General features: G+C 74.6%; 12 protein-coding genes. 8 read left to right on the top strand and 4 right to left on the bottom strand.

From position 1 onward, the window contains the following. Window positions 1–44: 44 nt before the first annotated feature. On the top strand, window positions 45–326 hold the full coding sequence (locus tag VK501_RS18470; RefSeq protein ID WP_324339940.1) for an ArsR/SmtB family transcription factor: 282 nt from the start codon (window positions 45–47) through the stop codon (window positions 324–326). Between the two features lie 52 nt (window positions 327–378). Here the strand turns inward: VK501_RS18470 and VK501_RS18465 are convergent, their stop codons facing one another. Together VK501_RS18465 and VK501_RS18460 are read right to left on the bottom strand one after the other, a co-directional pair. Next, window positions 379–693, bottom strand: coding sequence for a hypothetical protein (locus VK501_RS18465; protein WP_324339938.1), 315 nt, complete (start codon window positions 691–693; stop codon window positions 379–381). 94 nt (window positions 694–787) lie between these two features. After that, window positions 788–2,593: a diguanylate cyclase gene (locus tag VK501_RS18460; RefSeq protein WP_324339935.1), complete on the bottom strand. Its 1,806-nt coding sequence runs from the start codon at window positions 2,591–2,593 to the stop codon at window positions 788–790. A gap of 236 nt (window positions 2,594–2,829) precedes the next feature. Between VK501_RS18460 and VK501_RS18455 the strand changes: the two genes are divergently transcribed. From VK501_RS18455 to VK501_RS18430, 6 genes are read left to right on the top strand one after another with little or no spacing between them, the layout of a single operon-like run. Further along, the gene (locus tag VK501_RS18455) at window positions 2,830–4,143 is read left to right on the top strand and encodes a pyridoxal phosphate-dependent aminotransferase family protein (RefSeq protein ID WP_324339933.1); all 1,314 of its coding nucleotides are present in this window, start codon (window positions 2,830–2,832) and stop codon (window positions 4,141–4,143) included. Beyond that, a complete protein-coding gene (locus tag VK501_RS18450; protein ID WP_324339931.1) occupies window positions 4,140–7,157 on the top strand; it encodes a putative bifunctional diguanylate cyclase/phosphodiesterase in 3,018 nt (1,005 codons plus the stop codon). Before VK501_RS18455 ends, VK501_RS18450 begins: the two co-directional genes overlap by 4 nt. Continuing rightward, complete coding sequence (locus VK501_RS18445) at window positions 7,147–8,448, top strand: MFS transporter (RefSeq protein ID WP_324339929.1); 1,302 nt, start codon at window positions 7,147–7,149, stop codon at window positions 8,446–8,448. The genes VK501_RS18450 and VK501_RS18445 overlap by 11 nt, the downstream gene beginning before the upstream one ends. A 50-nt stretch (window positions 8,449–8,498) precedes the next feature. Next, window positions 8,499–9,797, top strand: coding sequence for a YibE/F family protein (locus VK501_RS18440; protein WP_324339928.1), 1,299 nt, complete (start codon window positions 8,499–8,501; stop codon window positions 9,795–9,797). 29 nt (window positions 9,798–9,826) lie between these two features. Continuing rightward, a complete protein-coding gene (gene ade / locus VK501_RS18435) occupies window positions 9,827–11,539 on the top strand; it encodes an adenine deaminase (RefSeq protein ID WP_324339927.1) in 1,713 nt (570 codons plus the stop codon). Window positions 11,540–11,554: 15 nt separating this feature from the next. Further along, on the top strand, window positions 11,555–12,349 hold the full coding sequence (locus tag VK501_RS18430; protein WP_324339926.1) for a lipoyl protein ligase domain-containing protein: 795 nt from the start codon (window positions 11,555–11,557) through the stop codon (window positions 12,347–12,349). 14 nt (window positions 12,350–12,363) lie between these two features. On the opposite strand, the gene VK501_RS18425 is transcribed toward VK501_RS18430, so the two are convergent. Both VK501_RS18425 and VK501_RS18420 read right to left on the bottom strand, forming a co-directional pair. Continuing rightward, complete coding sequence (locus VK501_RS18425) at window positions 12,364–13,809, bottom strand: HAMP domain-containing sensor histidine kinase (RefSeq protein ID WP_324339924.1); 1,446 nt, start codon at window positions 13,807–13,809, stop codon at window positions 12,364–12,366. Between the two features lie 6 nt (window positions 13,810–13,815). Beyond that, complete coding sequence (locus VK501_RS18420; RefSeq protein WP_324339922.1) at window positions 13,816–14,526, bottom strand: response regulator transcription factor; 711 nt, start codon at window positions 14,524–14,526, stop codon at window positions 13,816–13,818. Between the two features lie 123 nt (window positions 14,527–14,649). Between VK501_RS18420 and VK501_RS18415 the strand changes: the two genes are divergently transcribed. After that, the gene (locus VK501_RS18415; RefSeq protein ID WP_324339921.1) at window positions 14,650–15,441 is read left to right on the top strand and encodes a glycosyltransferase family 2 protein; all 792 of its coding nucleotides are present in this window, start codon (window positions 14,650–14,652) and stop codon (window positions 15,439–15,441) included. Window positions 15,442–15,443: the final 2 nt, after the last annotated feature.

Raw genomic sequence — 15,443 nt, 5'->3', positions numbered from 1 at the left:
GACTGTTCAGCAAACGTTGCACAGTGGAGTTATCGTCTACCGCGATGGCTGAGCCAGTCTCCGCGAACGTCCTCCGGGCGCTGTCGCATCCCGTCCGCCTCGCGCTGCTGGTCGCGCTCGAGCGCGACGAGCTGACCGCCGCGGCGCTCGCCGAGCGCCTCGGCCTGACACCGCCCGAGACCGCGACCCAGCTCGCGGTCCTCCGCGAGGCCGGCCTCGTCACCGACGGCCGCCGACCCGGCCGGCTGCGCACGACCACCCACGGCTGGGCGACGATCGACGCCCAACTCCGCCGCCTCGGCGCCGCCGGCACCGACCCCGACTGACCGGCGACGCGCGGTGCGTCGCCGGCGGCCGGCTTCCGGGCGCCGGGCGGCCTCAGTGGCCGCGGCGGCGCGGCTGGTTGGACCGCAGGCGGTCCAGCCCGCTCATCATCGAGTCGTAGAGCTCGGGCGCGATGGCCCTGAGCGAGGCGACGAGCATCGCGCTCTTCTGGCTCACCGACGTCCGGACGTCGTCCGGGGCGGCCAGGCGGACCTCGGTCTCGCCGAGGTTGGCCGGGTCGCCGACGCTCGCGATGAGCATGAGGCGGACGTCCGGCAGGTCGTCGCCGTCGGTCGCTTCCGCGAAGGCCTCGATCGCCGCGTCACACGCTGCATCGATGCCCGCGGCGATATCAGGATTTCGTGACATGTGGGTACCCCGTCCGGACGTGCGCGGCGACTGTACAGCAGACGCTACACAGATCTGAGTCTGAATACCGGCAATTCGCCGGCGCATGGTCTGCTCACCCTACGACGACGCGGTCCCGGCCGTTGGCCTTGGCGAGGTAGAGCGCCTGATCGGCGGCGTCGACGAGCGTCCGCGGAGCCGCCGTCCCGTCGGTGCAGCTGACCCCGGCGGAGAAGGTCACGCCGTCGGGGAGCGTGCCCCGGAGACGATCCACGAGCACCGCCGCGTGGGTCGCGTCGCAGCCCGGCAGCAGCAGCGCGAACTCCTCGCCGCCCCAGCGTGCCAGCACGTCGGTCGCGCGGAGGTTGTGCAGCCACGCGTGCGCGGCGTGTCGCAGGAGGTGATCGCCTGCAAGATGGCCGTTCTGGTCGTTGTAGTGCTTGAAGAAGTCGAGGTCGAGCATCGCCACCGACAGCGGCTGGTCGTGCCGGCGCGCGGCGGCCAGCTCGTGCGTCAGCAGCTCGTCCCACGCGCGGCGGTTGGGCAGGCCGGTGAGCTCGTCGGTGCGCGTCAGCTCGTCCAGGCGGCCGAGGAGGTCGGCGCGCTGCATCGCGAGCGCCGCCTCGCCGGTGAGCACGCCGACGAGCAGGTCGTCGCCTTCGCTGAGCCCCGCCAGCGGCTCCGGCCATGCGATGGCCAGGGCGCCCCGGACGCCACCGGCGTCCGCGATCGGACAGAACAGGACCGAGCGCGCCTGCAGGAGCTGCATCAGGCGGCGGTCGCAGTGGGGGCTCGCGGCCGCGTCGGCGACGAAGAGCGGCTCGCCGGTCTCCATCACGACCCGCGCCCCGTGCTCCCGATGGTCGGCGGGGATGCGGTACGACCTCGCCGACTCGGGGCGGGTCGCGGTGGTCACGAGCCCGCCGTCGGCCCCGGGCTCCCAGAGGCCGACCGCGTGCGCGCCGTCGCAGAGCGCGAGCGCCGTGGTGCAGATCGTCTGCCGCGCCTCGAGCGGGTCGCTGTGGCCGACGACGCGCACGACGTCGGCGATCGCGGCGAGCTGCTCGGCGTGGCGGCGCATCGCGTCCTCGTGCTCGCGCCGCTCGGTGATGTCGCGCACGGTGTTGAGGAAGCCGCGGCTGCCGTCGCCGAGGTCGGTCGCGACGGCCGCGATCTCGGCGGGGAAGCGGGTGCCGTCGCGGCGTGCGAGCAGCAGCTCGAACTCGCCGCCGCCGGCGGCGACGATCTCGCGCAGGCGCGCGCCGGACTCCGCGAGGCGGTCGGCCGGCCAGAAGGGGAACGGCGGGCGGCAGCCGAGCAGCTCGGCCTCGCTGAAGCCGGTGATCGCGCAGAGCGCCGGGTTGACGGCCACGATCTCGCCGTTGCGCGTGAGCGCGAAGCCCTCCGACATCGCGCCGATGATCGCGGTGGAGTGGTCGACCTCCACGCGCAGCCGCTCCACCAGCGACAGCACCGAGAAGCCCAGCGCGGTGGCGACGACGAGCAGCAGCGCGCCCCCGCGCCAGCCGGTCGCGGGGTACTGGGGCGCGCCCGCGACGAGGATCGGGACGGCGTAGATGAGGGCGATGCCGGCCAGTGCGACGATCAGCTCGCCGCGGCGCCGCTCCAGCGCCGCCCACATGACGGGCAGGAAGACCAGGGGGCCGAAGCCGGCGGTGGGGCCGACGCCGTCGCGCAGCAGCGCGATCGACGCCAGGAACGCCACGAGGCAGAGGATCCGCATCCATGCGCGGGAGCCCAGCCGCTGCGCCGCGGCGAGCCGCACGGCGGCCGCGCCCTGCAGCCCGAGCGCGATCGCGACCTCGACGAGGTCGACCTCTCCCTCGAGCGGGAGCAGGGCGAGAACCACCACGAGGCACGAGGCGTAGGGCAGCAGCAGGCGGGAGGTGGTGCGGGACACGGGGGTAGGGGCGGTCCGGTCGGCGACCGGACGATCAATCCGGTGATCGGCTCCGGTGGCCCTGCGCTGGAGCGCCAACGCGCCCTCTTGGATCGCCGCGACCCTCGTCCGGGATGGGTGGCGCCCGGTCGGAGGTCCTCAACCGGACGAATTGCGCCTCGGAAGCTGCAGAAAGCCTGCTATGCGGCCATCCGGCCTAAATTCGGGGGCGAAACACCCGATGGACGCGAGGGACTATGCGTCCTACGCCGACTTCCCTCGCCCCGCCGGTTCCCGGTCCGGTCCCTCGGCGCCCGTGGCTCGACCACTGGCTCGAGAGCGTCAAGGACCTCGCCGAGCTCCAGGCCTCGCACCCGATGGTCGACGCCGTCATCGACGAGATCGACGGGCGCATGATCCGGGTCGGCGAGCAGTGGCTCGCCGACTTCGCGTCGTGCAACTACCTGGGGTTCGACCTCGACCGCGACATCATCGACGCCGTCCCGGCCTACCTCGACGCGTGGGGCACCCACCCGAGCTGGTCGCGCCTGCTCGGCAGCCCGGTGCTCTACGAGCAGATCGAGGAGCGCCTCACCGCGCTCATCGGCGCGCCGGACACGCTCGTCCTGCCGACGATCACCCACATCCACCTGTCGGTGATCCCGCTGCTCGCCGCCTCCGGGACGATCTTCCTCGACGCTCGCGCGCACAAGACGATCTACGACGGCTGCCAGGCGGCGCGCGCCCGTGGCGCGGCCGTGCGGCGCTTCCGCTTCGAGGATCCCGAGCATCTCGACGAGCTGCTCACCGCCGAGCGCGACCCCACGCGCCTGGTCTGCATGGACGGCGTCAACTCGATGACCGGCAACCCGCCGGACCTGCCGGCCTTCGCCGCGGTCGCCCGCCGGCACGGCGCGCTGCTCTACGTCGACGACGCGCACGGCTTCGGCGTCATCGGCGAGCGCGGGGTGGGGATCACGAATCCCTACGGCTCGCGCGGCAACTCCATCGTCAGGTACTTCGACGAGACCTACGACAACCTCATCCTCGTCGGCGGGTTCTCCAAGTCCTACAGCTCGCTGCTGGCCTTCATCGCGTGCCCGACGCCGGTCAAGGACCTGCTGAAGGTGGCGGCGCCGCCGTACCTCTACTCCGGCCCGTCGCCGGTGGCCTCGCTGGCGACCGTCCTCGCGGGGATGGACGTCAACGAGCGCCGCGGCGACGCGCTGCGCGACGAGCTCGAGCGCCTCACCCGCCGCACGCTCGACGGTCTCGAGCGGCTCGACATCTTCACCCCGAACCGGTCGGGCCTGCCGATCATCGAGATCCCCTTGCGCGACCACGGCCAGATCGACTCGGTCGGCCGGTTCCTCTTCGAGCGTGGCGTCTACGTCACGCTCGCCGCCTACCCGCTCGTCCCCAAGGACGAGGTCGGGTTCCGCGTCCAGCTGACCGCCGCGAACACCGACGCGGAGGTCGACACCCTGCTCGCCGCCCTGGAGGAGCTCGCCGCCCGCGGCGTGCTCCGGCCCGCCGGCGAGCTGCCGACCGCACGGAGCGCCGCCGCATGACCAACGAGCGCGTCGCCAAGCACGCATGGCTGGCCTACCTGGCCGGCGGCATCGTGCTGACCGCGCTGTACCTGATCGTCGCGCCGCTGAAGGGCAGCGGGCCGGTCATGAACGTCCTCGGGATCTCGCCCGTCATCGCGATCCTGCTGGGCGTCCGCCTGCACCAGCCCGAGTCCAAGGCACCGTGGTACTGGTTCGCCGCCGGCTTCCTGCTGTTCTGGCTGGGCGACCTCTACACCTACAGCTACCCGAAGCTGCTGGGGCGCGAGGTGCCGTTCCCGTCGATCGGCGACGGCTTCTACGTCGCGGTCTATCCCGTGATCATGGTCGGCCTGCTGCTCGTCGTGCGCCGCCGCGCGAAACGGTCGACCGACCGCGGCGCCGTCGACTCCGCCATCCTCACCATCGGCCTGACGGTCCCGTCGTGGATCGCGCTGATGGCGCCCTACCTGCACGACCAGTCCATGTCGCCGGTCGCCAAGGCCGTCTCAGTCGCCTACCCGCTGGGCGACGTCCTGCTGCTGGCCGCCGCGATCCGCCTCGCGCTGGACGGCGGCAAGCGCAGCCCCGCGTTCCACCTGCTGAGCTCGGCCATCGTCGGCCTGCTGGTCACCGACTTCGTGTACGGGTTGATGACGCTGAAGGGCACCTACGACCACCAGCTGTGGCTCGACCTCGGCTGGATCGCCTTCTACGTGCTCTGGGGCGCCGCCGCGCTGCATCCGTCGATGCGCGTGCTGGACCACGGCCGGCCGTCGCGCTCGGTCCTGACCCGAACGCGCCTGGCGCTGCTGTCCTGCGCGTCGGTCATCGCCCCGGCGTTCGAGCTGGCCCACGACATCCGCCGCGCGGACACCGACATGGCCGTCGTCACCGGCGCCGCGCTGGTGCTCTTCGGCCTGGTCGTCGTGCGCATGGCCGGCCTGATGCGGGCGCAGGAGCGCTCGATGGAGCGTGAGCGCGCGCTGGGTCGCGCCGGCGCCGAGCTGGTCGCCGCCGCCACCCGCGAGGAGCTCGACGCCGTCGCCGTGCGCGCCGCGGGCGAGCTCGCCGGACCCGACGCCGACGTCGGCCTGTACGCGGCCGGCGAGCTGTCTGTCTCTGCCCGCGCCGCGGGCACCAACGACAGCGGCGTCGTCATCGACCTCGAGCCCCGCGAGGGTCGCTCGTCGGTCCTGGCCGTCACCGGCCCGGCGCTGGCCGACCGCGCCGTGCGCGAGGTGCTGGGCGCGCTGGCGACGCAGGTCGTGCTCGCCTACGAGCGCGCCGCGCTGACCGAGGAGCTCGTGCGCCGCCAGAGCGAGGCGCGCTTCGCGTCGCTGGTCAAGCACTCCACCGACCTGATCACCGTGCTGGCGCCCGACGCGACCATCGCCTACCAGAGCCCGTCGATCGAGCGCGTGCTCGGTTGGAGCACCGACGAGGTCCACGGGCGGCGGATCGACGAGCTGATGGAGCCCGGCGAGGGCGGGCGCCTGCTGCGCCTGATCGCCGACGGCGTCCATGCGCCCGGCGGGGGCTCGCAGGTGCTCGAGTGCACGCTCGCCCACAAGGACGGCACGTCGCGCCAGTTCGAGGTGCTGTTCACCAACCTGCTCGAGGACGAGGCCGTCAACGGCATCGTGCTCAACAGCCGTGACGTCAGCGAGCGCAAGGCGTTCGAGCGCCAGCTCGCCCACCAGGCGTTCCACGACCCGGTCACGGGGCTGCCGAACCGCGCGCTGTTCGTCGAGCGCGTGCGCCACGCGATCGCCCGCGGCCGGCGCGAGGGGCGCGGTCTCGGCGTCGTGTTCATCGACCTCGACGACTTCAAGATCATCAACGACAGCCTCGGCCACGCCGCGGGCGACGAGGCGCTCACGCAGGTCGCCCAGCGCCTGGCGCTGAGCATCCGCGCCAGCGACACCGCGGCGCGCTTCGGCGGCGACGAGTTCGCCGTGCTGCTGGAGGACATCGAGGGCGTGCAGGAGGCGGCCGACGCCGCCGAGCGCATCATCGAGGCCATCGGCGCGCCGCTCACCGCGGCGCACAAGGAGCTCGTGCTGCGCTGCAGCCTGGGCATCGCGATCGCGCCTGAGGACGGCACCGCCGACGCCGACGAGCTGATCCGCGACGCCGACGCCGCGATGTACATCGCCAAGCGCGACGGCAAGGGCGGCTACCGGCTCTTCGAGCCCGAGATGCACGAGGGCGTGCTCGCCCGGCTGGAGCTGCGCACCGACCTGCAGCGCGCGCTGGCCACCGACCAGCTCGAGCTCTTCTACCAGCCGGTCATCCGGCTGGAGGACGGCACGATCAGCGGCGTCGAGGCGCTGCTGCGCTGGAACCACCCCGAGCGCGGCATGGTCGGTCCCGACCAGTTCATCCCGCTCGCGGAGGAGACCGGGCTCATCGTGCCGATCGGCCGCTGGGTGCTGCGCGAGGGCTGCCGCGAGGGTGTCCGCCTGATGGCCAGCCTGCCCACCGACCGCCCGGTGTCGCTGGCGATCAACCTGTCGCTCAAGCAGCTGCAGCACTCCGACATCGTCGCCGACGTGCGCGACGCGCTGGAGGAGTCCGGCCTGCCGCCGGAGCAGCTGACGCTCGAGATCACCGAGAGCGTCCTGATGGCCGACACCGACCTGGCCGTCCAGCGCCTGGCGGAGTTGAAGGCCTTGGGCATCAAGCTCGCGCTCGACGACTTCGGCACCGGCTACTCGTCGCTGAGCTACCTGAGCAAGTTCCCCGTCGACGTCCTGAAGATGGACCGCTCGTTCCTGCACGAGAGCGCCTCGCCGCAGACGACCGACCTCGCCAACGCGGTGGTCGCGCTCGGCAGCACGCTCAGCCTCGAGGTCGTCGCGGAGGGCATCGAGCTGCCGGAGCAGTGGCACACCCTGCGCGACCTCGGCTGCGAGCTGGGCCAGGGCTTCTACTTCGCGCGGCCGATGAACGCCGAGTCGGCTCGCGCGTTCCTCGCCGAGGGCATCGCCGGCGACATCGCCGGGCTGCCGCTGCGCGAAGATGCAGCATAGCCACGAGAGCCTGGACCGCACCGGCGGCGTGAGCCGCTCGGGGCTCCTGGCCCCGCTGGCCGACCGGGACTTCCGGCTGCTGTGGGCGGGCGCCTGCGCGTCGCTGCTGGGCGACGGCGCGTTCCTGGTGGCCCTGGTCTGGCAGGTGTACGCCATGTCGGGCTCGGTGACCGGGATGTCGCTGGTCGGCATCGCGATGACCGTGCCGACGATCACGTTCCTGCTGATCGGCGGCGTGGCGAGCGACCGGCTGGAGCGCCGCTGGATCCTCGTCGGGGCCGATCTGCTGCGCGCGTGCGCGGTGGCGCTGCTGGCGGGCCTGACGATCGGCGGGCAGGTCGAGCTGTGGCACGTCGTCGTGCTGTCGGCGTTCTACGGGACGGGGTCGGCGTTCCACGCGCCGGCGTTCGACGCCCTGGTCCCGGAGCTCCTCGCGGGCGAGCGGCTGGCGCAGGCCAACGCGCTGGACCAGCTGATGCGACCGCTGGCGCTGCGGCTCGGCGGGCCGGCGCTCGGCGGCGTGATCGTCGGCGTGGGCGGCGCGGGCGCCGTCTTCCTGCTCGACACGGCGTCCTTCCTGGCGGCGGCCGGCACGGTGCTGCTGATGCGCCCGGCCGACGGCACGCGCGTCGCGGCGGCGGCGGGCGGGTCATTGCTCGGGGATCTGCGTACGGGGTGGCGCTTCGTCCGCGGCCACGCGTGGCTGTGGGCGACGTTCGCCAGCGCGGCGATCGCCTACCTGCTCTTCATGGGGCCGGTCGAGGTCCTGCTGCCGTGGATCGTCAAGGAGGGGATGGGCGGCTCGGCGTTCGACCTCGGCCTGGTGTTCGCCGCCGGGGGCCTGGCGTCGATGGTGTGCGCGGTGCTGCTGGGGCGCTACGGGCTGCCGCGGCGGAGCATCACCTTCATGTTGGTCGCCTGGACCGTCGCCACACTGGCGGTCGCGGGCTACGGCGCGGCCAACGCGATCTGGCAGCTGATGATCGCCAGCGCGATCTTCAACGGCCTGGAGACGGCGGGCACGATCGTGTGGGCGACCACCAAGCAGCAGCACGTGCCGGGCGCGCTCCTGGGTCGCGTGTCGTCGCTGGACTGGCTGATCTCCGTCGGCCTGCTGCCGCTGTCGTTCGCGTTGACGGGACCCGTGAGCGCAGCCATCGGCCCTGAGGCGACGCTGATCGGCGCGGGCGTGCTCGGGTCCGTCGTGACGCTCGCCGCGCTGTGGGTGCCGGGGATGCGGGTGCTCGAGCAGCGGCGGGAGGGCGACGGGCTGGTGGGAGCGGCGGCGTAGGGCACCGCGGTCCGTGCAGGGGCTCGTCGTGGCGGCCCGAACTCCGAGACGTGGCGAACGACGAGGCCTACGACGAGTTCTTCGCCGAGCAGGAGCAGCGGGCGCGCCGGCGGCGCGAACGCCGGCGGGTGCGGGAGGAGGGACGTGTGCGGCGGGCGCGACTGCGTCTGCCGCGCGAGCTCGCGCAGCTGCTCGACGCCCCCGGAGGCCGGTGGCTGGTCGGGTCGGTGGCGGCGATCGCGATGCTCACGGTCGTCGGGCTGCTCGCGCTGTGGCCGCACGGGTGGCAGCCGCACGGCCCCGCGGTGGGCGTGACCGTGCCGGCCGAGGTCGTGTCGGTCACCGACGCGCGATGCCCGTCCAGTCCGGTCGTGCAGCAGTGCCGCACCGCCGTGATCCGCGCCGACGGGCGGCGCGCGAGGCTCACGCTCGGGCCGGTGCTCTCGGCGCCGGCGGTCGCGGCGGGCGAGGCGGTCCGCGTGACGCGCACGCCGGTGCCCAAGGGCGAGCGGCTGCCGCGCGGCGCCGAGCCCTACGCCTTCGTCGACGTCGACCGCCACGGCGCGCTGCTGTGGATGGCGCTGGCCGTGCTGGCGCTCGCGCTCGTGCTGCTGCGGTGGCGCGGGCTGCTCGCCGTCGTGGGCGTCGTGCTGTCGTTGTTCATCGTCCTCGCCTTTCTCGTCCCGGCGATCCTCTCCGGGCGGCCGGCGCTGCTGGTCGCGCTGGTCGCGGCGCTCGCGGTGATGTTCATCACCTTGGTGCTGACCAACGGGCTGGGAGCCCAGACCCTGGCTGCGGCGCTCGGCATCTCGGTGACGCTCGTGCTCGCGTGCGGGCTGGCCGAGGCCGCGGTCTCGCTCGCGCACCTGGACGGCAAGACCGACGAGGTGACGCTCGCGCTCGGCAACCAGAACGCGAGCGTGTCGCTGACGGGCGTGGTGCTCGCCTCGATGCTCGTGGGCGCCCTCGGCGTGCTGGCCGACACCGCCGTCACGCAGGCCAGCGCGGTGATGGCGCTGCGCCGGGCCAACCCCGCGCTGAGCGCCGGGCGGCTGTACCGCGAGGCCTTCGTCGTCGGCCGCGACCACCTCTCGGCCACGATCCACACGCTCGTGCTCGCCTACACGGGCGCAGCGCTGCCGCTGCTGCTCATCATGCGCCAGTCGCGGCTGCCGGCCGGCGACGCGCTCAACGCCCAGTCGATCGCCGAGCCGATCGCGGCCACGGTCGTCGGCTGCATCGCGCTGATCGCGGCGGTCCCGCTGACCACCGGCCTTGCCGCCACGCTCGTCGCACGGATCCCCGCGGCCACGCTGCCCGAGGGCGGCGGCCACGGGCACGCGCACTGAGACCGCGCGCCCCGCGGCACAATGTCGCCATGACGAACGATCTCGCCCGGAGGATCCGGGTGGCGCGGGGGCTCGAGCCGGCCGACGTGGTGGTGCGGGGTGGCCGGATCGTCGACGTGCTCACGCAGGAGATCCGGCGGGCGGACGTCGCGATCGTGGGCCAGTGGATCGTCGGGGTCGGCGAGGGGCTCGGCGGGCGCGAGGAGATCGACGTGGGCGGGCGGTTCGTCTGCCCCGGGTTCGTCGACGCGCACGTCCACGTCGAGAGCTCGATGGTCGCTCCCGGGCGGTTCGCCGACGCGGTGCTGCCGCACGGCACGACGACGATCGTCTCCGACCCGCACGAGATCGCCAACGTGCTGGGCGTCGACGGCGTGCGGTGGATGCTCGACGCGAGCGAGGGGCTCGACCTGTCGGTGCTCGTGATGGCGCCGGCGTGCGTGCCCGCCTCGCGGCTGGAGACCGCGGGCGCCCGGCTGGTCGCGGCCGACCTGGTCGCCCTCGCGAAGCATCCCCGCGTGCTCGGGCTGGCCGAGATGATGAACTACCCGGGCGTGCTGGCGGGCGACCCGGAGGAGCTTGCCAAGCTCGCCGCGTTCGCGGGGCTGCCGATCGACGGGCACGTGCCCGGCGTGCGCGGGCCCGACCTGCAGGCCTATGTCGCCGCAGGCGTCGTCTCCGACCACGAGTGCCTGACCGCCGACGAGGCGCGCGAGAAGGTCGCGCTCGGCATGACCGTCTTCCTGCGCGAGGCCACCAACGCGCGCAACCTGCTCGACGTGCTGCCCGCGGTCACGCCCCGCAACGCGCGGCGCTTCGCGTTCTGCACCGACGACCGCGTGCCCGGCGAGCTGCTCGACGACGGATCGATCGACGCGCTGGCGCGCATGGCGATCGGCGCGGGGCTCGACCCGCTGACCGCCATCACCATGGCCAGCCTCAACGCCGCGGAGCACTACGGGCTGCGCGACCGCGGGGCGATCGCGCCCGGCCGCCGCGCCGACCTCGTCGTCGTGGAGGACCTGCACGCGCTCCGGCCGTCGCTCGTGCTGGCGGGCGGCCGCGTGGTCGCGCGCGACGGCGAGCGGGTCGGCGGGGGAGCACTCGCGCCGTCGGGCCTGCCGCCGACCATGAACGTCGCGTGGCGCGATCACCTGCGCCTGGCCCAGGAGAGCGACCGCGTGCGGGCGATCGGGCTGATCGCCGACCAGCTGATCACCACGTCGTCGGTGGAGTCGCTGGCCGCGGCGGGCAGCGGCGGTGTCGCGGGCCCCGACCCCGCACGCGACCTGCTGCGCCTGAGCGTCATCGAGCGCCACACGGCCAGCGGCGCGGTCGGCCAGGGGTTCGTCTCCGGGTTCGGGCTGCGCCGCGGCGCGCTGGCGTCGTCGGTCGCGCACGACTCCCACAACATCGTCGTGGCGGCCGCCGACGACGGCGATGCGCTGGTGGCCGCGCGCGCGGTCGCCGAGATGGGCGGAGGCCTGGTGGTCGTCGCGGGCGGCGAGGTCCGCGCCGCCGTCGCGCTCCCGCTGGCGGGGCTGCTGGCCGACCGGCCGCCGCGCGAGGTCGCCGACGAGCTGGCGCACGCGACGCGCGTCGCCGCCGAGCTGGGGTGTGTGCTGACGGCGCCGTTCATGGCGCTGAGCTTCCTCGCGCTGCCGGTGATCCCGTCGCTGAAGCTCACCGACCAGGGACTGGTCGACGTCGACGCGTTCGCGCTGACGCCGGTCTTCGTCTGAGGCACCGCCGCCTCCGTGCAGCTCATCCGCGCTCGCCACCCGCAGGACCCCGTGCTCGACGCCGCGGTCACGCACGCGCTGCTGCGGCGCGTCGCGGCGGGGGAGCTGGGCCCGGTCGCGCGCGTCTTCCGGCCCGGGCCGACGATGGCGTTCGGGCGGCTGGACGCGCTCGCCGCGGGGTTCGCCGGCGCGCGGGACGCCGCGGCCGCGCACGGGTACGCGCCAATCGTGCGCCTCGGGGGCGGCCACGCCGCGGGCTACGACGAGGGCTCCGTGCTGGTGGAGCTGATCCGGCCCGAGCCGGCGATCGCGGAGGGCATCCAGGAGCGCTTCGCCGGCGCGACCGCGCTGCTCGTGCAGGCGCTGGCCGCACTGGGCGTCGGCGCGCACGTCGGCGAGCTGCCGGGCGAGTACTGCGCCGGCGCGTGGAGCGTCAACGCCACCGGCGTCAAGCTGGCGGGCACGGCGCAGCGATCCATCCGCGGCGCGTCGCTGGTCACGGCGATGCTGATCGTCGAGGGCGGCCGGCGGCTGCGCGACGCGCTGGTCGACGTCTACGCCGCGCTCGGGATCGACTGGCGCCCGGCGACCGCCGGCGCCGCGGACGAGATCCGGGCGGGCCTGCGCGCACCGGACGCCGAGCGCGCGGTGATCGCCACGCTCGCCGCGCACGAGTCGCTGGTCGCGGGGGAGCTGGACGGCGCCACGCTGGCGCTCGCGCGCGAGCTCCAGGGCGCGCACGGGGTGGCCGGGATCACCGACATCCATGGTCGGTCATCCCGGCCACCCCGCCCGCGCGGGGGGCCGTGACGCTGGCCGTGCCGCTACCTCGGCGACTCCGCGGCCGCCGGCGGCGCCGGCTGCGGGAGCGGCGACGGGCAGGCCGGCAGCACGAGGGCGAAGGAGGCGCCGCCGCTCTCCGAGGCGCCGAGCAGGACGTCGCCGCCCATGCGGCGAGCGAGGCCGCGGGCGATCGGGAGACCCAGGCCGAAGCCGCCCGAGCCATGCGTCGCCCCGCGCTCGAAGCGGCCGAAGATGCGCTCGCGGTCGGCCTCGGCGACGCCGGTGCCCGCGTCGGTCACCGTCACCGTCGCGCGCTGGCCGTCGGTGGCCGCCGCCACGACGATCCGCGACCCCGGAGGGCCGCCGTGGCGGAGGGCGTTGTCGAGCAGCGCGCGCACGATGCGCGCCACCGCCACCGGATCGCCGAGCGCCCAGGCGGGCGCGTCGGCCTCGACGTCCAGCGCGACGTCGGCCGCCTCCATCAGCGGCTCGGCCTCACCGGCGAGCGTGCCGGCCAGCTCGGCCAGGTCGATCGGCTCGGCGGCCAGCTCCACCGACGCGTCGAGGCGGCCGAGGCCGAGCAGGTCGTCGGCCAGCGCCGACAGCCGGTGGGCCTGGCGCGAGACGGCGGCGGCGCGGGTGCGGGCCCGCTGCACGTCGGGCGCGTCGCCGGCCAGCTCCTCCTCCAGCAGCTCGGCCGTGCCGCGCAGCGAGGCCACCGGCGTGCGCAGCTCGTGGGAGGCCGTCGAGAGGAACGCCTGGCGCCCGCGCTCCTGGGCCTGCAGCCGCGTGCGCATCAGCTCCAGCGCGCGGGCCACCTCGCCGACCTCGTCGGATCCCGCGTCCACCTCCAGGGGACGCTCGATCCCCTCCTCGGCCAACCGCCGCGCGCCGCGGCGCAGGCTCTCCAGCCGGCGCAGCAGGCCGTAGGAGAGCGCCACGCCCAGCGCGACGGCCAGCGCGAGGCCCACGCCGGCCGCGACCGGCAGCGCCCCACGGACCACCGCCACCGCCGCGCGCTGGTCGTCCAGCGACTTGCGCAGCACGATCGTGCGGCGCCCCGCGCGCGTGTGCACGCTGGCGACCACGATGGCCTCGCGGGCGGTCACGCGCTGGCGGACGTCGCCCGCACGCGTGTAGCCGGCGTCCACCAGGCGCTCGGGCGGGACGGGTCCCGGCCGGTGGGGCTCGGGGTCGGTGTCGGCGAGCTCGACGCCATGGGCGTCGAAGAGCTGCACGTTGGCACCCGTGCGGCGCGCAAGCTGGACCACGATGTGGCGCGGGAGCTTCGCGCCCGGGCGCAGGTCGCGGGCCGGCAGCCGCGTCAGGCCGAGACCCGCGGTGCGCGCGAGCTCGCGGAGGTCGCGGACGCGGTCGGTGGCGAGCCGGTGCTCCAGCGGCGGGACGAGCGTGCCGACCGCCGCCGCGAGCGTCACCGCGCTCGCCGCCACGAGGGCGAGGGCGAGCCGGAAGCGCAGGCCGAACACGGATCCTCACCGATCGATCCGGTAGCCGGCGCCGCGGACGGTCACGATCACGGCTCCGTCGCCGCCCGCCGCGCTGATCTTGTCGCGAAGATGATGAACATGGACGTCGATGGCGCGCGGGTCGCGGAAGGCGTGGCCGCCGAAGATCGCGTCCAGCAGTGCCTGGCGCGAGAGCAGCCGGCCCTCGGCGGCGAGCAGCGAGCGCAGGATCTCGAACTCCGAGAAGGTCAGCGGCAGCTCGGCGCCGGCGAACTCGGCGCGCCGGGCGTCGGCGTCGACCCGCAGGGCGCCGAGCTCGAGCAGCGGACGCGCCGGCGCCGCGCTGCGCTGCACCCGCCGCAGCGCCGCACGCACGCGGCTGCGCAGCTCGGCGATCCCGACCGGCTTGGTCACGTAGTCGTCGGCGCCGGCCTCCAGGACGAGGACGGTGTCGGCCTCGCCGCCGCGTGCGGTCACCGCGACCACGTGGGCGCCGTCGCCCGCGGCGCGCAGCCGGCGGCAGACCTCGACGCCGTCCGGTCCGGGGCCGAGGGCGAGGTCGAGCAGCACGAGGTCGAACGGCTCGGCGGCCAGCGCGTCGAGCGCGGCGTGCCCGTCGGCGGCGGCGACCACCGAATGACCGTCGGAGACCAGGGCGCCGACCATGACCTCGCACAGGTCGGCGTCATCCTCCACGACGAGGACGCGGCCTGCGAGGGGCGTGCCATCGGCCAGCACCCCGAAGACGGTAGATGACGGGACCCGCGGTTTCGGGGGGCCAACAGGATCCCAACACGCTGCGCAGGCACGCGCAACCCCGGCTTGCCGGCCCGTTCAGCCAGCGCCCGGATGCTGACGGGCATGGACCTCATGCTCACCACCGCGGTCGCCGGCCCGGCCGCCGGCCCGCTCGGGCGCCTTCCCGGTCTGTCGATCGTCCTGCCCTGCCATGACGAGGCCGACAACATCGAACGGGCGATCGACGAGGCGACGCGGGCCGCGCAGCGCGTCGCCGACGCGCACGAGCTGCTGGTCGTGGACGACGGCAGCCGCGACGCCACCCGGGCGCTCGCCGCCGAGCGAGCGTCGCACGACTCGCGCATCCGCGTCCTGGTCCACCGGCGCAACCGGGGCTACGGCGCCGCCCTGCGCACCGGCTTCGCCGCCGCGCGGATGGAGTGGGTCTTCGTGACCGACGCCGACCTGCAGTTCGATCTCGACGATCTCGACTGCGTGCTGGCGCTGGCCCCGGCGTGCGACGTCGTCGCCGGCTTCCGGCTGCAGCGCGCCGACCGCGCGCACCGGCGGCTGAACGCGGCGGCGTGGAACGCCCTCGTGCGGCGCAGCTTCGACCTGCCGGTGCGCGACGTCGACTGCGCCTTCAAGCTGATCCGCCGCGACCTGCTGCAGGGGCTCGACCTGACCGCCGACGGCGCGATGGTGAGCACCGAGCTGCTCGTTCGCGCTCGTGCGGCGGGAGCAGAGATCGCCGAGCTCGGCGTGACGCATCGGCCGCGCGTGGCGGGCCGGTCGTCGGGCGCGAACCCGGCGGTCGTGCTGCGTGCGTTCCGCGAGCTGCGGGCGCTGCGCGAGGAGGTCCGGGCAGACGCGGAGCCGGCGGTGCGGCCGGCGACGCGCGTCCGGGCCGTCTGAGC

Source organism: Baekduia sp. (genome assembly GCF_035318805.1).
Classification (GTDB): Bacteria; Actinomycetota; Thermoleophilia; order Solirubrobacterales; family Solirubrobacteraceae; genus Baekduia.
Note: the sequence above shows the minus strand (reverse complement) of the source record. Positions and strands in the feature narration are given on the sequence as shown.